Origin of the sequence: Arthrobacter sp. CAN_A1 (genome assembly GCF_015751665.1) — a bacterium.
Lineage (GTDB): Bacteria > Actinomycetota > Actinomycetes > Actinomycetales > Micrococcaceae > Arthrobacter_D.
In genome coordinates, this window is record NZ_JADOUR010000005.1 from 123028 (window position 1) to 140141 (window position 17114).

The 17114-nt window shown below is 64.7% G+C and carries 18 protein-coding genes; 6 read left to right on the top strand and 12 right to left on the bottom strand.

What is annotated here, in order from left to right:
* Positions 1-63 precede the first annotated feature (63 nt).
* The 5 genes from IWX62_RS07745 to IWX62_RS07765 form a co-directional block, all read right to left on the bottom strand.
* Positions 64-1164: a YihY/virulence factor BrkB family protein gene (locus IWX62_RS07745; protein ID WP_196840786.1), complete on the bottom strand. Its 1101-nt coding sequence runs from the start codon at positions 1162-1164 to the stop codon at positions 64-66.
* Positions 1112-1744 carry a 2'-5' RNA ligase family protein gene (locus IWX62_RS07750; RefSeq protein WP_196840787.1) on the bottom strand — a complete coding sequence of 211 codons (633 nt, stop codon included), beginning with the start codon at positions 1742-1744 and terminating at the stop codon, positions 1112-1114. The genes IWX62_RS07745 and IWX62_RS07750 overlap by 53 nt, the downstream gene beginning before the upstream one ends.
* Positions 1745-1748: 4 nt before the next feature.
* The gene (gene trpS / locus IWX62_RS07755) at positions 1749-2783 is read right to left on the bottom strand and encodes a tryptophan--tRNA ligase (RefSeq protein WP_196840788.1); all 1035 of its coding nucleotides are present in this window, start codon (positions 2781-2783) and stop codon (positions 1749-1751) included.
* Positions 2784-2801: 18 nt separating this feature from the next.
* The gene (locus tag IWX62_RS07760; protein WP_196840944.1) at positions 2802-3617 is read right to left on the bottom strand and encodes an exodeoxyribonuclease III; all 816 of its coding nucleotides are present in this window, start codon (positions 3615-3617) and stop codon (positions 2802-2804) included.
* 105 nt (positions 3618-3722) lie between these two features.
* On the bottom strand, positions 3723-4259 hold the full coding sequence (locus IWX62_RS07765; RefSeq protein ID WP_196840789.1) for a hypothetical protein: 537 nt from the start codon (positions 4257-4259) through the stop codon (positions 3723-3725).
* Between the two features lie 174 nt (positions 4260-4433).
* Here IWX62_RS07765 and IWX62_RS07770 point away from each other — a divergent pair, with 174 nt between their 5' ends.
* Positions 4434-5213, top strand: a complete 780-nt coding sequence (locus IWX62_RS07770) for a CHRD domain-containing protein (RefSeq protein ID WP_196840790.1) — start codon at positions 4434-4436, stop codon at positions 5211-5213.
* Positions 5214-5229: 16 nt separating this feature from the next.
* The gene (locus IWX62_RS07775) at positions 5230-5913 is read left to right on the top strand and encodes a class F sortase (RefSeq protein WP_196840791.1); all 684 of its coding nucleotides are present in this window, start codon (positions 5230-5232) and stop codon (positions 5911-5913) included.
* Between the two features lie 114 nt (positions 5914-6027).
* On the opposite strand, the gene IWX62_RS07780 is transcribed toward IWX62_RS07775, so the two are convergent.
* The 6 genes from IWX62_RS07780 to glyA form a co-directional block, all read right to left on the bottom strand.
* Positions 6028-6849: an ABC transporter permease gene (locus IWX62_RS07780; RefSeq protein ID WP_196840946.1), complete on the bottom strand. Its 822-nt coding sequence runs from the start codon at positions 6847-6849 to the stop codon at positions 6028-6030.
* A 38-nt stretch (positions 6850-6887) separates the two neighbouring features.
* Positions 6888-7766 (bottom strand): ABC transporter permease, encoded by an 879-nt coding sequence (locus IWX62_RS07785; RefSeq protein WP_333483280.1) that lies wholly within the window; start codon positions 7764-7766, stop codon positions 6888-6890.
* Positions 7759-8700, bottom strand: a complete 942-nt coding sequence (locus IWX62_RS07790) for an ABC transporter ATP-binding protein (RefSeq protein ID WP_196840792.1) — start codon at positions 8698-8700, stop codon at positions 7759-7761. The genes IWX62_RS07785 and IWX62_RS07790 overlap by 8 nt, the downstream gene beginning before the upstream one ends.
* 82 nt (positions 8701-8782) lie before the next feature.
* Positions 8783-9697, bottom strand: a complete 915-nt coding sequence (locus IWX62_RS07795; RefSeq protein WP_196840793.1) for a bifunctional methylenetetrahydrofolate dehydrogenase/methenyltetrahydrofolate cyclohydrolase — start codon at positions 9695-9697, stop codon at positions 8783-8785.
* On the bottom strand, positions 9694-9846 hold the full coding sequence (locus IWX62_RS07800; RefSeq protein WP_196840794.1) for a hypothetical protein: 153 nt from the start codon (positions 9844-9846) through the stop codon (positions 9694-9696). Before IWX62_RS07800 ends, IWX62_RS07795 begins: the two co-directional genes overlap by 4 nt.
* Complete coding sequence (gene glyA, locus IWX62_RS07805; RefSeq protein WP_442859247.1) at positions 9840-11147, bottom strand: serine hydroxymethyltransferase; 1308 nt, start codon at positions 11145-11147, stop codon at positions 9840-9842. The genes IWX62_RS07800 and glyA overlap by 7 nt, the downstream gene beginning before the upstream one ends.
* Before the next feature lie 299 nt (positions 11148-11446).
* On the opposite strand from glyA, the gene purU reads away from it, so the two are divergent.
* Complete coding sequence (gene purU, locus IWX62_RS07810; RefSeq protein WP_196840795.1) at positions 11447-12295, top strand: formyltetrahydrofolate deformylase; 849 nt, start codon at positions 11447-11449, stop codon at positions 12293-12295.
* 187 nt (positions 12296-12482) lie between these two features.
* Here purU and IWX62_RS07815 read toward each other — a convergent pair whose 3' ends face one another.
* Positions 12483-13451, bottom strand: coding sequence for a hypothetical protein (locus tag IWX62_RS07815; protein ID WP_196840796.1), 969 nt, complete (start codon positions 13449-13451; stop codon positions 12483-12485).
* A gap of 239 nt (positions 13452-13690) precedes the next feature.
* Here IWX62_RS07815 and IWX62_RS07820 point away from each other — a divergent pair, with 239 nt between their 5' ends.
* The 3 genes from IWX62_RS07820 to mmsA all read left to right on the top strand — a co-directional run bounded on the left by IWX62_RS07820 (position 13691) and on the right by mmsA (position 17105).
* Complete coding sequence (locus IWX62_RS07820) at positions 13691-14212, top strand: gamma carbonic anhydrase family protein (protein ID WP_196840797.1); 522 nt, start codon at positions 13691-13693, stop codon at positions 14210-14212.
* A 32-nt stretch (positions 14213-14244) separates the two neighbouring features.
* Positions 14245-15447 (top strand): ROK family transcriptional regulator, encoded by a 1203-nt coding sequence (locus IWX62_RS07825; protein WP_196840798.1) that lies wholly within the window; start codon positions 14245-14247, stop codon positions 15445-15447.
* Positions 15448-15566: 119 nt separating this feature from the next.
* A complete protein-coding gene (gene mmsA, locus IWX62_RS07830) occupies positions 15567-17105 on the top strand; it encodes a multiple monosaccharide ABC transporter ATP-binding protein (protein ID WP_196840799.1) in 1539 nt (512 codons plus the stop codon).
* The last annotated feature ends 9 nt before the right edge of the window (positions 17106-17114 follow it).

Here is a 17114-nt window from a genome sequence, read left to right on the forward strand (position 1 = left end):
GTCACGTTCCCCAGCGTGACCGGGCCGACGTTTTTCGTTAACGGGTCATGGTCCTGAAGCTGCCTAGTTTTTCTGCCGGCCGGCGACCCGGCTGCGCTGCTTCAGCGACCGACCGTGGCGTGGTGCGAGCCCGGCTTCGGCATCGGCGGCGCCGATGGCACCCCACGCGGCCGCCAGCAGGTAGACCTGGCTGAGCAGGAAGAACCAGACGAACAGCCCGACGACGACGGTGAACGGGGCCAGCAGCGGGTTGCCGCCACCCACGCTGGCGAGAAGCAGCGTACTGAAGGTCCGCAGCACTGTACTTCCCACCGCGGTGATCAGCGACGACTGGATGAGCAGCCGGCGTGACTGCTCAATCCCCGAGGCCCGCCGGAACAGGATCACTGCCACGGCGAAGTCCAGGACCAGCATGATCACAATGCCGGCGAGCTGGGTGAAGGGCCGGCCGGTGTCGCCGAAGTCCAACCAGTCGAACACCACGTCCAGGAGCGTGTTGGCGACAAGACCAACCACCGTGGTGAGGACCATGGCGATCCCCAGTACCAGCAGGGTCCCGAGATCCTTGACCCGGATCAGGACTGGATGCTCAGCCATCGGAGGGAGGTCGAAGATGCCGCGCATCGCCTGCCGGACGCCCGCAATCCAGCCCAGGGCGGTCAGGGCAGTGATGATGGTGGAGACGATCAGGGTGAGGGTCAGGCCGTCGCTGGCGTTGAACAGTTGCGCAGGCGTGGCCAGTCCTGGCCCGTCCGGTTCCACCTTGAGGATTCCCGGTGCAGCAGCATTCACCGCTTCGACGATCAGGTTCTGCAGGGGAACGTTTCCGGCGACCACCAGGCCAAGGATCGAGAAGCCGGCCAGCAGCAGCGACGCCATCGAGAAGAACAGCCGATAGGCGATGCCCGCAGCCATCAGGGGTCCCCGGCGGACCGCGTACAGGTGGAACACGCGCACCGGTCGCAGCACGAAGAGCCGTGCCAGGTAATAGGTGATGGAGGCTTCCAGCAGGGGAAACCCACCGGACCCCCGGCGCCGAACCTTGTTCAGATCCTTGCGGGCGTCGATGACCTTGAGCCTCAGATGGGCTAGCTCGGCCGGCCGGGGCTCGTTATAGTATTCGATCTGGGCCGGGGTTGTTGCCCTGGTCTTGATCCTCGCCAAAGCTCAGCTCTTCCCTCAGTCTCCAGATGCCGCACGAGTCGTGCTCATACAATCCCATAGTACGGACCCTGAAGGACGCTTCGAATCCCGCGAGTTGGGTTTCCGCCCAGTCCATGCTCGCCGCGCTGACGTCGTGGGCGACCGTCACATGCGGGTGGAACGGGAATTCCAGTGACCGTTCCAGGGGGCCTCGCTGAAGCTTGGCATGCAGCTCGGCACAGTCATCGAACCCTTCCTCAAGGTTGAGGAACACCACCGGGGACACGGGGCGGAACGTCCCGGTGCTTTTCAGGGTCACCGTAAAGGGCTTCTGTCCGCGGGCCACCTCGCGCACATGCTCGATGGTCGCCTCCCAGTCGGTCGCCGGCGTGGTGGTGATCAGGGTGATGTGCGCCGGAATCAGATCGGCCATCGGGTCACCGAAGGAGGCCCGCCACCGTTCAAGGTCAGTTGCCAGCGGTTCGGGGACGGCGATGACGACGCCGACGCAGCTTTGCCAGGCGCCGTCGCCCCCGGGCGCGGCCAGAGCACCTACCGGTGACGGTTGGCTGCTGGTGGCGGCGCTGACGGGCTGGTCCATGGGGCTAGCGTGCTCCGCCAAGCGGGGGCAGGAAACCAACCTTGGTGTACACGTCGGCCAGGGTGGCCGAAGCGATGCTGCGAGCTTTCTCTGCGCCACGGGCGAGGAGGCGATCCAGTTCCGCTGGGTCGTCGAGCAGTTCTCCGGCGCGGAGCCGGATCGGGTCGAGGTGGGCCACCACGATGTCGGCCAGTTCGGTCTTCAGATGGCCGTACATCCTGCCCTGGAAGTCGCCCACCACGTCTTCAATGGTTTTTCCGGTGAGCATCGAGTAGATGGTGAGGAGATTGGAGATGCCGGGCTTGGTTTCCTTGTCGAACCGGATCTCGGTCTCGGTGTCGGTGACCGCCGACTTGATGCGCTTGGCGGTGACCTTGGGGTCATCCAGCAGGTTGATCAGCCCGGCCGGCGAGCCCGCGGACTTGGACATTTTCGCTGTCGGGTTCTGCAGGTCGTAGATTTTGGCCGATTCCTTCTGGATGAACGGCTTGGGCACCACGAAGGCTTCACCGAAGCGGGAATTGAACCGCTGGGCCAGGTCGCGGCTCAGCTCGACGTGCTGGCGCTGGTCCTCCCCCACCGGAACCCCCTCCGGCTGGTACAGCAGGATGTCGGCGGCCTGCAGAATGGGGTAGGTGAAGAGACCCACGCTGGCGGCGTCGGCGCCCTGTTTCTGGGACTTGTCCTTGAACTGGGTCATCCGGGACGCCTCGCCGAACCCTGTAATGCAGTTCAGCACCCAGCCGAGCTGCGCATGTTCGGGGACGTGCGACTGGACGAACAGGGTGCACTTGTCGACGTCCACGCCCCCCGCGATGTACTGGGCGGCGGTGCGGCGGGTCCGCTCAGCCAGCTCACCCGGCTCCTGGGGAACCGTGATGGCGTGGAGGTCGGGGATGAAGTAGATGGCCTCGTACTCGTCCTGCATCCGCACCCAGTGCACCAGCGCACCGAGGTAGTTGCCGAGGTGGAGGGATTCGCCCGAGGGCTGCATGCCAGAGAGAACCCGCTGCCGTGCACCTGTGGTGGGAGTAGTCATGGTTACAGATCCTGAGGGTTAGAGCCGGTAGTCCACTACCAGCGGAGCATGGTCTGAGAAACGCGTATCCCAGGAAGGTGCCCGGTCGACGACGGCGTCGGCTGCCGCAGCAGCGAGGTCCCCGGTGGCCAGGTGGTAGTCGATGCGCCAACCGGTGTCGTTGTCGAAGGCCTGGCCGCGCCAGGACCACCAGGTGTAGGGTCCGTCAACTTTCCCTGCGAGGCGGCGGTGCACGTCAACGAATCCGAACTCGTCGCCGAAGAAGCGGTCAAAGTAGGCGCGTTCCTGAGCCAGGAAGCCCGCCTTCTTCAGGTTGCCCTTCCAGTTGCGGATATCCAGTTGGGTGTGACCGACGTTCAGGTCACCCACCAGGAGGGTGTGGTCACGGGTGAGGCGCAATTCGGCAAGCCGCTCCGACATGACGTCGAGGAACCTGTACTTGTCCTCCTGTTTGGGAGTGTCGACTTCGCCCGAGTGAACGTAGGCACTGACAACGGTCAGGGTTACCCCGGCCAGTTCAAAGTCGGCTTCGACCCACCGGCCTGACGTCTCGAAGTAGTCGTCGCCGATATGGGTGCGGGTGGCCGTTGGCGCCGGCCGTGACACGATGGCCACACCGGCGCGGCCCTTGGCCGCGGCTTCGGCGTGGAGGATGTGCCAGGAGTCACCGAGCAGCCCGCGCAGGATGTCGTCCGGTGCCCGCACTTCCTGCAGGCACAGGATGTCGACGTCGCGATCGGCAAGCCATTCGGCCATGCCCCGCTTGTAGGCGGCGCGAATGCCGTTGACGTTGACTGTAGCGACCCGCAACCGCCGCCCGGTCTCAGGGGACAAGGCCGCGGTGGAGGGGGCTAGTGCTGCAGTGGAACTCACCCGTTCCACCCTACCGGAGCGCTGTGGCCGGTGTGGGTGAAGTGGTGGGTGTGGTGGTGACCACAGTTAGTCGACAACGGTGCCCTCCACCGGGCCGTCGTCATGCTTCTTCATCATTGACCGTGCGTTGTGGGAGGTGATCTCGATGGTCTCGAGCGCCCGTGTCACGGTCTCGTCGTCGCTGCCCCCGCCTGCTTTCAGGTGGTCGCGGATGACCCGGGCCTGGACCTGGACGATTTTGAAGCTGTGGTCCAGTTTGGTGTCGCGGGCCAGCGTCGCCTCGTCGACCAGACCCGTCGTACCCTCCTGGATGCCGTTGGCCCGGTTGAACTGCTGCTGGGCCTCAGTGATCCGGGCGCCCGCCTTGCGCGCAGCGGACCGCAGGCTGAACACCACGAAGCTGAAAATCAGCAACCAGCCCAGGGAGATGATCGCGACAAGCCAGCCGACGACGTCGTTCTGGTTGGCGGCGAAGACCACTGCCACAAGGAAGACGATGAGCATAATGCTCATACCGATGGTGCCCATGCGCACGCTCAGGCCTCGGCCGGCCCCTGCTGGTGCGCCGGAAGCTGAAGGTTTATTGTTCCCAAGAGGCATCATGGTCCCTATTCTCGCAAACCGGAACGCGCGGCGGGAAACCTTCCACCCTTGGCGAACGGTTCCAGCTGAAAACTTTCTTCCACGGGCCACCCATCCGTGACGAGCACCACTCCGAAGTAAAGGTATGTGTGCTGATCATGGCGCGCAAACACCCGCACTATGGAGGAAAACCACATGAACAAGAACTTGCGTCTCCTCGCAGTCCCCACCTTGGCCCTCGGCATGGTTGCCATGGCCGGCGCGCCAGCAATGGCCGACCACGCCAACGGTTCGTACACCGTCGATTTCCAGCAGCTCAGCGGCACCACCGGTACCGCAACGTTCGCCATGGACATCGATGACAAGACCGCAACCGTGAACCTTCAGGTCTCCGGTCTGGCCGAAACCTTCATGGATGCACCGTACCCGCACGTACAGCACATCCACGGCGGCGCCCAGGGTACTTGCCCCACCATGGCCGAAGACGCCGATGGCGACGGCATCCTCTCCACCACCGAAGGTGCAGCCAACTACGGCGGCATCCAGACCACGCTGGGCACCAGCGGCGACACCAGCCCAGCTGCCGGCCTGAACCTTGAGCTCGCCGGCCAGGGTGGCAACTACTCCATCGAGCGCACCTTCGAAATGAACGCCGAGACCCTCGACGCCATCGAAGCTGGCACCGCCGTCGTCGTCATCCACGGCCTCGATCCAGCAACGTCAAGCTCCGAAGAAGCCTTCAACGCTCCTTCTGACCTCGAGCCTTCACTTCCATTGGGCGCCACCTCACCAGCTCTCTGTGGTGTTGTGACCGCTTCACAGATGGGTGAAATGCCTGAGGGCGGCGCCGACACCGGTGTTGCACAGTCCAACACCAACAACATGGGTGCACTCATCCTCGGAGGTGGCCTCGTCCTGGCTGCTGCCGCCGGTGGCACCTACGTTGTTCGCCGTCACGCTGCTGACCGCGCATAAGGAATAGTCTGACTTTATGATCAGCGCTAAAAACGGTCGCCGTCGAGGCTTTGCAGTCTCGGCGGCGACCGCCCTTTTGATACTCACCGCTTGCGGCGCCCAAACGTCACCCGAAAGTACCGGGACGACGACGACGCCGTCATCGAGCGCCTCAGCCCCGGCGCCCACCTCTGCACCGGCGCCCGCCCCCACCGCTGAAGCCTCGGCCGCCAGCCCCGCGCCGACCCCGGACCTGCCGCCGGTTTTGGAGGCCTCCATCCCGGTGTCGTTCACCATTCCGACCATCGACGCCGGGTCAGACCTTCTGGCCCTCGGATTGCGGGAGAACGGCTCGCTCGAGGTGCCGCCCGACGGTCCCGGCGCGCCAGCGAGCTGGTACAACCAGTCCCCCACCTCCGGAGAACGTGGCCCCTCAATACTGCTGGGACACGTCAATGCCACCGATGGCGGTCCGGGAGTGTTCGCCGACCTTCGGGCGCTAAAGCCCGGCGACGAGATCAATGTGATCCGCGAAGACGGGTCAACCGCAGTGTTCGCTGTCGACCGCGGCGAGCAATACGAGAAGGCCAACTTCCCCACCCTTGAGGTGTACGGCAACACCGACGCCGCCGAGCTTCGCTTGATCACCTGCGACGGGTACAACCCGGACACCGGCGAGTTCGACGACAACTACGTGGTCTACGCAACCCTGGTCCTGTAGACGGGCCTACCTGCCCGCGAGGCGGAACGGATGGCGGTCCGGTGCGGCGCCGATGGAGCTCCAGCCGTCGTCGTCGTACTGGGCTGTCGCCAGGCACCCCTCCACCACCGAGGGCTACTTCAGGAACAGCTTCCGCAGGCGGCTGGTGGTCAGCACCATCCCGACCAGGATCATCACCAGGTAGTAGAGGATGTGGATGCCCGTGGCGGAGGTGAAGGTCCCCACGCTGATCTGGCGGAGCAGCTCGACGCCGTGCCAGAGCGGCAGCGCCTGGATGAACCACTGGATGCCCTGCGGGTACACGCTCAGCGGATAGAACGTCGCCGAGAACAGGAACATCGGGAGCATCACGAAGTTGATCCAGTCCATCTGCTGGAACGTCTTCATATTGCTGGTGATCCCCATCCCGAACGACGCGAACCCGAACGCGATCAGCACCGACGCCGGGACCATCAGCAGCGCCCACGGCGTGGTGATCAGCCCCATCAGTCCCATCACCGCGGTGAACCCGGTGGCGTACATGGCCCCGCGCAGCAGCGCCAGGAAGATTTCGCCGATCGCCACGTCCAGCGGGCCCAGCGAGGTGTACAACATCCCTTGGTAGAGCTTCGCGAAGTTCATTTTGAAGAACACGTTCCAGGTGGAGTCGTAGACGGCACCGTTCATCGCCGAGACCGCCAGCAGGGCCGGCGCAATGTAGGCCGCGTAGCTGATCTCCTCGCCCCCGGGCCCGACGACGGTCCCCACCAGCGCGCCGAGGCCTACTCCCATCGAGATCAGGTACAGCACCGGCTCGAAGAATCCTGACACCATGATCAGCCAGTTGCTGCTCTTCGTGGCCCGCAGGCCGCGCGCGATCACAGCTTTCGCATTGCGCGAGTAGAGGGCACTGAACCGGCGCGTCTGCGGGGTGATGCGGTAGTCGGAGTCGGTCAGCGGATCGGCCGACGACGGCGATTGGGTGAGACGATCGGTCACTTTCCCAACCTCCGTGTATAGGTGCGGCGGGCGAGGCGCCAGCCGAGGACGGCGAGTACCGCCAGATACGCCAGGTGAATCACTGCCAGCCAGGCCGGAACCGGGTAGCCGTACGTCAGCATGCGGCCCAGTTCGGTGCCGTGCCAGAGCGGGGAGATCCACCCGATCCACTGCAGGTAGATCGGCAGCGTGTCGAGTGGGAAGAAGGTGCCGGAGAACAGGAACATCGGTGTGACGAGGAACCGCATCACCAGCGCGAACTGGCCCTTGTCCTCCTGCACACTGGCCGAATAGGCCATCAGCGGCAGCCCGAAAGCGAGCCCGCACAGCACCGCCACCAGGACGGCCGCCCACCCCCAGGGCGACGGCGAGGCGCCGAACGCTGCGACGATCCCAAAGTAGATGGCGCTCATCAGGATCAGCCGCAGCGTGATCGCAATGATGTAGCCGTTGACGATCTGGTGCACCCCGAGCGGGGAGGCGTGCGGACCGTAGTAGACCCGCCGCCATTTGAATCCGTCCATCACCGGGTAGGTGAACTCGGTGGCGGCGGTCATGATCGTTGCCGACGCGAGCAGTGCGGGGGCGATGAAAGCGAGGTAGCTGACCCCGCCGAAGGCGTCGGCGCTGTTCTGGTCCACGAGGGTGGCCAGTCCAACCCCCATGGCGAACAGGTACATTACCGGGTTGCCGACGCTGTAGGCGATCAGGGTCCAGCGATACCCGTTCATCACCCGGAGGGCATGCTCGGCGTAGTACCAGGAGCCGAACCGCTGGGCACGCTCGGCGGAAACCTGCGGTGAGTGGGCCCGCAGCGGGGGCGTCGTCGTCGTGGTCCTGCTGACGGCAGCGGGCGTGTCGATGGGATCAGTCAACGAGGCTCCTCCCGGTCAGGCGCAGGAAGACGTCCTCCAGGGAGGAGCGCCGGACCAGCGAGGTGATGGGATGCAGGCCACGGGCGGCGACCTGCTCGAGGGCGGCTTCGCCGTCGTGCGTGTAGATGAGGACGCGGTCGGGCAGGGGTTCCAGCCGGTCGCCGATGCCCTGGAGTTCGGCCGCGACCGTGGTGTTGCGCTCGGACCCGAACCGGAGTTCAAGCACCTCCCTGGTGGAGTGCTCGCGGATCAACTGGGCGGGCGACCCCTCGGCCATGATCTTGCCCTTGTCCACGACCACGAGCCGGTCACACAGCTGTTCGGCCTCGTCCATGTAGTGGGTGGTGAGGATCAGGGTGACCCCCGATTCCTTCAACCGGAACAGCCGGTCCCAGAGGATGTGGCGTGCCTGCGGGTCGAGGCCGGTGGTGGGCTCGTCGAGGAGCAGGATTTTCGGTTCGTTGATCAGGGACCGGGCGATGGTGAGCCGCCGCTTCATCCCGCCGGAGAGTGAGTCCACCTTGGATTTGGCCTTGTCGGTCAGCTGGGCGAACTCGAGGAGTTCATCAGCCTTGGGTTTGAGGTAGCTCAGCGGCAAACCGAAATACCGTCCGTAGACGAGGAGGTTATCCCTGACCCGGAGCTCCTCGTCGAGGTTGTCCTGCTGCGGGACCACCCCGAGGTGGGCCCGCACCTGCGGCCCATGCTGTTCAGGGTCGAGGCCCATGATGGTCAGCGACCCCGAGGTGCGCTGCGACACGCCCCCGATCATCCGCATCGTGGTGGACTTACCGGCACCGTTGGGCCCGAGCAGGCCAAAGGATTCACCGGCCGGCACATCGAAGGAGATGTCGTCGACCGCGGCGAAATCACCATAGTGCTTGGTGAGATTTTTGGCGGAGATGACGTAGTCGCGGGTCGTTGAGTTCGGCACCTGCTCAGCCTAGAGGATATGACCCATTGGCAAAAGCCAACCGCGCCATGGTGAGGAGCGGAGTCAGCATCCTGCCCGACGTCTACTGCCCGACGGCGATCCCGGCCTGACGCTCGGCGGCCTCCACCACGTTGGAGAGCAGCATGGCGCGGGTCATTGGTCCCACGCCACCCGGGTTGGGCGAAAGCCAGGCGACGGTTGAGGCGGCTGCCGGTTCGACGTCGCCCGTCAGTTTCGCTTTGCCGGTCGCCGGGTCTTCCACCCGGGTGACGCCGACGTCGAGCACGATCGCTTCAGCCTTCAGGTCCGCCGCCTTGATCATGCCCGGGAACCCGGCTGCCGCGACGACGACGTCGGCCTGGCGCAGCAGGGACGGCAGGTCAACGGTCCCGGTGTGGGCCAGGGTGACCGTGGCGTTGATGTCGCGGCGGGTCAGGAGCAGACCGAGGGGGCGTCCGACGGTGATCCCGCGGCCCACCACAAGGACGTTCTTGCCCTCCAGGGTGATGCCGTGCCGGCGGAGCAGCTCGACAATGCCGTGCGGCGTGCAGGGCAGCGGCGAGTCCAGGGGCGCACCCACGTTCAGGACCAGTTTGCCGAGGTTGACCGGGTGCAGTCCGTCGGCGTCCTTCTCCGGGACCATCCGCTCGAGGATGGCGTTCGCGTCGAGGTGCTTCGGGAGGGGGAGCTGCACGATGTAGCCGGTGGTGGCGTCGTCGTCGTTCAGTTCGTCGATGACCTTCTCAAGGTCAGCCTGCGAGATGTCCGCGGGCAGGTCCCGGCGGACCGAGGTGATACCGACCTGCTCGCAGTCGCGGTGCTTTCCGGCGACGTAGGAGTGGCTGCCGGGATCGTCACCCACCAGGACGGTGCCGAGGCCGGGGGTGATGCCGCGTTCCTTGAGTGCGCTGATGCGGGTGGCGAGCTCGGAACGGATGGCGGCGGCGGTCTTTTTCCCGTCGAGGATCTGTGCGGTCTGGTTCGGTGTGGGGCTCATATGATGATGCCAGCTTCCAGTTGCTCAAGGACGAATGCTTTGCCGCGGTCACAGCAGCCGGTGAAGCAGCATTCGTTGGTGGGGATGTCGTAGTCGGCCGAGGCTGCGGCCGCGGAGGCGAGCGCCCCTTCCGGGAGGTCTTCTACCACTGCTCGTGGTCGGGGTAAAGCGGGAAGTCGGCGGTGAGTGCCAGCACCCGGGCGCGGAGTGCGGCGGCGTCGGCGCCTGGCTTGAGCGCGGTGGCGATGATGTCCGCAACCTCGGTGAACTCCGTCGCGCCGAACCCGCGGGTGGCCAGTGCCGGGGTGCCGATGCGCAGTCCGGAGGTGACCATCGGCGGGCGTGGGTCGAAGGGAACCGCGTTGCGGTTGACGGTGATGCCGATCGAGTGCAGCAGGTCCTCGGCCTGCTGCCCGTCGAGCTGCGAGGCCCTGAGGTCAACCAGGACCAGGTGCACGTCGGTACCCCCGGTGAGGACCGAGACGCCGTGTTCGCTGACGTCGGCTGCGGTCAGCCGCTCGGCGATGATCCGGGCACCCTCAAGGACCCGCTCCTGGCGTTCCTTGAATTCGGGTGACCCGGCGATCTTGAACGCTGTCGCTTTCGCCGCGATCACGTGCATCAGCGGACCGCCCTGCTGGCCCGGGAACACGGCCGAGTTGAGCTTCTTGGCCCACTCCTGCTTCGCCAGGATGACACCCGAGCGGGGGCCGGCGAGGGTCTTGTGCACCGTGGAGGTGACGACGTCGGAGTGCGGCACGGGACTGGGGTGCAGGCCTGCTGCGACGAGTCCGGCGAAGTGGGCCATGTCGGTCCAGAGGAGCGCGCCCACTTCGTCGGCGATGGACCGGAACGCGGCGAAGTCGAGCTGCCGGGGGTAGGCGGACCAGCCGGCGATGATGACCTGGGGCTTCTCGGTGATGGCCTGGGCTCGGACCTTGTCCATGTCGAGGCGGTGGGTGTCTTCCTCGACGCCGTAGGCGGCAACCTCGTAGAGCTTGCCGGAAAAGTTCAGCTTCATGCCGTGGGTCAGGTGGCCGCCGTGGGCCAGGGAGAGGCCCATAATCTTGTCGCCGGGCTTGATCATCGCGGCGAGCGCCGCAGCGTTGGCCTGGGCGCCTGAGTGTGGCTGCACGTTGGCGAACTCCGCCCCGAACAGGGCCTTGACCCTTTCTATGGCGAGGGACTCAGCGACGTCGACGTGCTCGCAGCCGCCGTAGTAGCGGCGGCCGGGGTAACCCTCGGCGTACTTGTTGGTCAGGACCGATCCCTGGGCCTGAAGGACTGCGCGCGGGGCGAAGTTTTCGGAGGCGATCATTTCGAGGGTGTCGCGCTGCCGGGCGAGCTCGTCGGTCAGGACTGCTGCGATCTCCGGGTCGATCTCGGAGAGGGGCGCGTTGGTGACCGCTGACGTAGCGGATCCGGTGGCGGACAGGGGCGAAGTTGTCACGGTGAACTCCTGGGTGGGGATGCGTTTCTACAGGTCAGGTTACTCGCTGGGTGCTCCATCCGGCTCCGATATTCGGCCACGCTGAAGCATCATCGAGCAAATTCTTGACCAGACGTCCCAGGCGTGCGATCCGTGGTCGGCGCTGCGCGCCGTCGTCGTCGGTAGGTCCCTGAACACGTGGTGTGGAACAGACCGATGATGACGATGCATGCCGCTTCCTGATGGTGACCCACCTGACGCCAGTCGCGGCACGTCCGAGTCTATCCTGAGGGGCCTTTCATTCGAAGTACGCTTGATTTGTGACTACCTCCTCCTTCATCCTGACCCTCTCCTGCGACGACCAACCCGGCATTGTCCACGCGGTGGCCGGCGCGCTGGTGAGCTCGGGCTGCAACATCACCGAATCCCAGCAGTATGGAAGCCCTGATACCGGGACGTTTTTCATGCGGGTAGCCATGAGTACCTCCGCGCCGCGGGCATCGTTGGAAGCCCACCTCACTCCGGTCGCCGGGGCGTTCGGCATGACCTGGGCACTGCACGACGACGGTGCCCCGGCCCGCACGCTGATCCTCGCCTCGAAGTCGGCGCACTGCCTCAACGACCTGCTGTTCCAGCAGCGGTCGGGAACCCTGCCGATCGAGATTCCGGCGATCGTCTCCAACCACACCGAACTGGCAGACCTCGCCGCGTTCTACGGCATCCCGTTCCACCACATCCCGGTCACCCCCGATACCCGGGACACGGCCGAGGATGCCCTGCGCGACGTCATCGCCGAACACGACATTGAGCTGGTGGTCCTCGCCCGGTACATGCAGATCCTCAGCGATGGGCTGTGCTCGGAGCTGGTGGGACGGGCCATCAACATCCACCACTCGTTCCTGCCCTCCTTCAAGGGGGCCAAGCCGTACCATCAGGCGCATACCCGAGGTGTGAAGCTGATCGGGGCGACGGCCCACTATGTGACCCCTGCCCTGGATGAGGGCCCGATCATCGAGCAGGAGGTCATCCGGGTGGATCACGCGCGCTCGGCCGAGCAGTTCGTGGCGATCGGGCGCGACGTCGAGGGCCGCACCCTCACCCAGGCGGTGCAGTGGCACGCCGAGCATCGGGTCCTGCTTGACGGCGGCCGGACCATCGTCTTCAACTGACCCCGCGTGTTAGCCGACTTTCCCTAGGTTCCGCCTGCGCCGCCCACCCCCACCACCCAACCCACCCCCACTCCGGCCCGGGCCCCACTCCGTTTTGGTGAGCAATCTGGACATCGGTGGCCGACATTTCCACCACCGATGTCCAGGTTGACCTCCTCAGTCCGGGTTGCTCACCGGGGGGAGCCAGCTAGCTGATGGAAAGCAGCCGTCGAGGCTTGGCCGGACGGCACGGCAGCCCTGCCTGCAGCAACTCGGCTCTAAGCCTCGGCGGGGACACAGCGGTTTCCCAGTCCCACCGCACCACCCGCAGCCCGGTGGAACGGATCCGGTCTTCGCGCAACTTTTCGTCGATGACTGCCTGTGCCGGTGTCCGGCCCTGCAGGTACTCCGGTTTGAGGTATTTACCCCGACCGTCGAACTCCCCCACCAGTCCCTGGTCCTTCCAATAGAAGTCAGTCCACGCGGACTTGCCAGTGTGATCCACCACCTCATGCTGAAGCTCCGGGACAGGGAAGCCTAGCTGCGCCATGTAGACGCGGCTCAGCGATTCGCCCGGGTACATGGCGCGTCCGTCGGCAAAGTCCAGCACTTTGGTAGCCCGTCGTCGTTGAGGACCGGTGGGGAGCAGCCCGATCCGGTGCGCCACTTCATCCCTGGTGGCTGGCCGGGCGTTCGACTCAGGGGCAAGCGGTTTGGTGTTCAGTAGCCGGTCCATCACTGCCACAGCCCAAGGAAAGTCGAACCTCAGTGCCAGCTCGACGGCGGTCGCAACCTTCCCCGTCACGAAACGGCGACCGAATCGGACTGGTTCGAGATTGGTCGGACCCCGCGCCAGCCGCTTCACCCCGTTGGCGCTCCGCCGCCCACTCCCGATCGGGACAACCACGTGAATACCGGCTGGCAGAGCTGGCCGGGGCAACCCCCACAGCACGCCCGCCGACTCGCCACCAAAAACCGGTGCCAGCTTTGCTGTCCGGTCGACCGCGTCCAGTTTGACCAGGTAGCGGGCCTCGTCGTCGAGCTCCGACCAACTCGCCGCTTCGACATAGCACCCGTGCCGAATCCGAAGCAGCTCACCCGCTGTCGAACGTTGTGACAGCTGCCGTGGCCATGCCTCGTCGAAGGGACGGTCGGTCGTGGAGATAATCCTGGTCATGGGGCCAGCCAAGCCGAATCGCACCGATTGGTGGGGCGTCGTCGCCAGTATGTGGACAAACCCCGTCACCAACCCGGATCCAACGGGCTCCAGCCGGGTCCTGTCACGCACGTCGCTATTCCGGTGAGGAACCCGGACATCGGTGGTCAACCTTTCCGCCACCGATGTCCAGGCCGACCCCTCAGTCCAGATTGCTCACCGCAGTGGCACCGCTGACCCAGCCAGCTAGGCTGAGGTCCATGGCCCACATCATTGAAATCTTCGGCAAAACTCCCACCATCAGCGACTCCTGCTTCGTTGCACCGACGGCGTCGATCATCGGGGACGTGGTCCTCGGCGCGGACTCCAGCGCTTTCTACGGCGTGTCAGTCCGCGGTGACACCGCAGCCATCCGCGTGGGCGACGGCACCAACCTGCAGGACAACGTGGTCATCCACGCGGACCCGGACTTCCCGACGACGGTCGGCGACCGGGTCAGCATCGGCCACACCGCGGTGGTCCACGGCTGCACCATCGGCGACGACTGCCTCATCGGCATGAGCGCCACCGTCATGAACGGCGCCGTCATTGGCGCCGGGTCGCTGGTGGCTGCGGGTGCGCTTGTCCTGGAAGGCATGCAGGTCCCACCCCGCTCGCTCGTCGCCGGTGTGCCAGCGAAGGTCAGACGGGAACTGACGGACAGCGAGTTTGAGAAGGTCAGGCAAAACGCTGCGTCCTATCAAGTGTTGGCCGAATCCCACCGTCAAGCGTTAACTTCTTGACTACAAGGTGACCATGTAGCACGCTGTAGTACATGCCCGTAGGACGCCCGAAGACCAAGCGTGACTTCGACGGGAATCCTCCAAGCCCGGGTTCCCAGTCGGCTCTTCGGCAGCGCAACCAGCAGCGGATCGTCAGTGTCCTCGCCACTGGTCCGCAGACGCAGGCGGAGCTGGCACGGCAGACCGGGCTCTCCACCGCAACGGTCTCCAACATCGTTAAGGCGATGGTCTACGCCGGCCTTGCCACCACCACACCCACCACCAGCTCGGGACGTCGGGCCCTCCTGGTTATCCTCAACGACAATGGTTCGCTTGCGGTGGGCATCGACATCGGCCGCCGCCATGTCCGGGTGGTCCTCGCGGGGCTGAACTATCAGGTGATGCAGGATGAGGCGACCGCCCTGCCGCTGGGACATTGCGCCCAGGAAGGGCTCGACGCCGCCGAACGCCTCCTCGACCAGCTTCTCCTGCAAGCCGGCACCACCCGCGCGTCGGTGCTCGGCGCCGGGGTAGGGATACCCGGCCCCATCGACCGCCGCACCGGGACCGTGGTGCAGGGCGCTATCCTCCCCGAGTGGGTAGGGATCAACATCCTCGCCACCTTCGGCGAACGCCTCGGATTTCCCGTCTTCATTGACAACGACGCGAATCTTGGTGCCCTCGCCCAGGTTACCTGGGGGCCGCACGGGGCGATCGAGAACCTAATGTTCCTCAAGGTCGGCTCGGGCATCGGTGCCGGGCTGATCTTTGGCGGCTCGGTCTACTACGGCCACGTTGGCATCACCGGCGAACTGGGCCACAGCACCATCGTCGAGCATGGTCTGGTCTGCCGGTGCGGAAACCGCGGCTGCCTGGAGACAGTCGCCTCAACCAGCACCATGGTGGACCTCCTCAGCCGCCGCGCTGAAGGGCCAATTACCGTCGATGAACTCGTGGACCTCGCGCTGGCCGGAGACACCACTGCGCTCCGCGTGATTGACGACGCCGGCCTCGCCCTGGGGAAGGCGGTCGCCAACGTGGCAAACCTGATCAACCCGGAGCTTGTGGTGATCGGTGGACCGCTGACCAGGCTGGACGACATCCTGCTCGAACCCATCCGCCGCGGCCTTATCCGCCACGCGGTACCCGTCGTGGGCGAGTCAACTGCGGTGCTCATGTCAGCCCTCGGTGACCGCACCGAAGCACTTGGCGGTGCCGCCGTCGTCCTCTCGCAGCCTCACCTACATAACGTTTAGCTACCAATAAAAGACGTTTTGTGTTCAAGACTTGACTCCAACATGCCGGACGGGGTTAACTTCCTATTCTGACCAGTCATGGTCAGGGAGAGCCAATGCCGCCACTCGGGAGGATGCGTATGGAACATCACAAGATCCTGGAAATGCGTTCCATCACCAAAGAATTCCCGGGCGTCAAAGCCCTCGACCAGGTTTCCATCACCGTCGAGGCCGGCGAAATCCACGCCATCTGCGGCGAAAACGGTGCCGGAAAATCCACTCTGATGAAGGTCCTTTCCGGGCTGTACCCCCACGGAACCTACGACGGCGCCATCATCTTCCAGGGCGAAGAGGTGGAATTCAAGGACATCCGGTCCAGCGAGGCTGCTGGCATTGTGATCATCCACCAGGAACTCGCCCTGATCCCCGAGCTCTCCATTGCCGAGAACATCTTCCTGGGCAACGAACCCGGTAAACGCGGAGTCATCGACTGGGACTCGGTGAACGCCCAGACCCTCGAGCTGATGGCCAGGGTGGGTCTGCGCGAGGAGGCCAACACCCCGGTCAAGGACATCGGCGTCGGCAAGCAGCAGCTCGTCGAGATTGCCAAGGCCCTCAGCAAGTCGGTGAAGCTGCTGATCCTGGACGAGCCCACGGCAGCGCTCAACGAATCCGACTCGCAGCACCTGCTCGACCTCATGGCCGGTCTCCGCTCCAAGGGCATCACCTGCATCATGATCTCGCACAAGCTCAACGAGATTGAACAGATTGCTGACTCCATCACCATCATCCGCGACGGTAGGACCATCGAGACGCTCCATGTGAAAAACGACGGCGTCGACGAGGACCGGATTATCCGGGGCATGGTGGGGCGGTCACTGGAATCACGGTTCCCCGACCACACGCCACAGATTGGCGAAACCTTCTTCGAGGTCCGCAACTGGACGGTCGGCCACCCGGCTGTCGCCGACCGGATGGTCTGCAAGGACTCCAGCTTCAAGGTGCGGCGCGGCGAAATCGTGGGTTTTGCTGGCCTGATGGGTGCGGGACGTACCGAGTTGGCCCGCTCCATCTTCGGACGGTCCTACGGAAATTTCATCTCCGGCGAGATCTACAAGGACGGCGAACTCGTCACCCTCAAGTCGGTGCCGTCGGCCATCAACCACGGCCTGGCCTATGTCACAGAAGACAGGAAATCCCTCGGGCTGAACCTGCTGGACGACATCAAGACCACCACCGTGTCCGCAGCGCTCAAGAAGATCACCCGCGGGCTGGTAGTGGACAACGACCAGGAATTCGTCGTTGCCGAAAAGTACCGTAAGTCGCTGAGGACCAAGACGCCATCGGTTAACGAAGGTGTCGCTAAACTCTCGGGCGGTAACCAGCAGAAGGTGGTCCTCGCCAAATGGATGTTCACCGACCCAGACCTGTTGATCCTCGACGAACCCACCCGCGGGATCGACGTGGGAGCCAAGTACGAGATCTACGGGATCATCCAGGAACTAGCCAATCAGGGCAAGGGCGTCATCGTCATCTCCTCGGAGTTGCCTGAACTGCTGGGTATCTCAGACCGTATCTACACCATCTTCGAGGGAGCCATCACAGGCGAGCTGGCCCGTGGCGAAGCCGACCAGGAATCGTTGATGAAACTTATGACCGCCCGCAGGAAGACTGCCTAGCTTTTAGGA

What these genes read in the sequence shown, in the direction of transcription:
- mmsA (WP_196840799.1), top strand. Translation starts at nt 15,567, where the DNA reads ATGGAACATCACAAGATCCTGGAAATGCGTTCCATCACCAAAGAATTC.
- IWX62_RS07775 (WP_196840791.1), top strand. Translation starts at nt 5,230, where the DNA reads ATGATCAGCGCTAAAAACGGTCGCCGTCGAGGCTTTGCAGTCTCGGCG.
- IWX62_RS07765 (WP_196840789.1), bottom strand. Translation starts at nt 4,259, where the DNA reads ATGATGCCTCTTGGGAACAATAAACCTTCAGCTTCCGGCGCACCAGCA.
- IWX62_RS07825 (WP_196840798.1), top strand. Translation starts at nt 14,245, where the DNA reads ATGCCCGTAGGACGCCCGAAGACCAAGCGTGACTTCGACGGGAATCCT.
- trpS (WP_196840788.1), bottom strand. Translation starts at nt 2,783, where the DNA reads ATGACTACTCCCACCACAGGTGCACGGCAGCGGGTTCTCTCTGGCATG.
- IWX62_RS07815 (WP_196840796.1), bottom strand. Translation starts at nt 13,451, where the DNA reads ATGACCAGGATTATCTCCACGACCGACCGTCCCTTCGACGAGGCATGG.
- IWX62_RS07750 (WP_196840787.1), bottom strand. Translation starts at nt 1,744, where the DNA reads ATGGACCAGCCCGTCAGCGCCGCCACCAGCAGCCAACCGTCACCGGTA.
- IWX62_RS07820 (WP_196840797.1), top strand. Translation starts at nt 13,691, where the DNA reads ATGGCCCACATCATTGAAATCTTCGGCAAAACTCCCACCATCAGCGAC.
- IWX62_RS07770 (WP_196840790.1), top strand. Translation starts at nt 4,434, where the DNA reads ATGAACAAGAACTTGCGTCTCCTCGCAGTCCCCACCTTGGCCCTCGGC.
- IWX62_RS07795 (WP_196840793.1), bottom strand. Translation starts at nt 9,697, where the DNA reads ATGAGCCCCACACCGAACCAGACCGCACAGATCCTCGACGGGAAAAAG.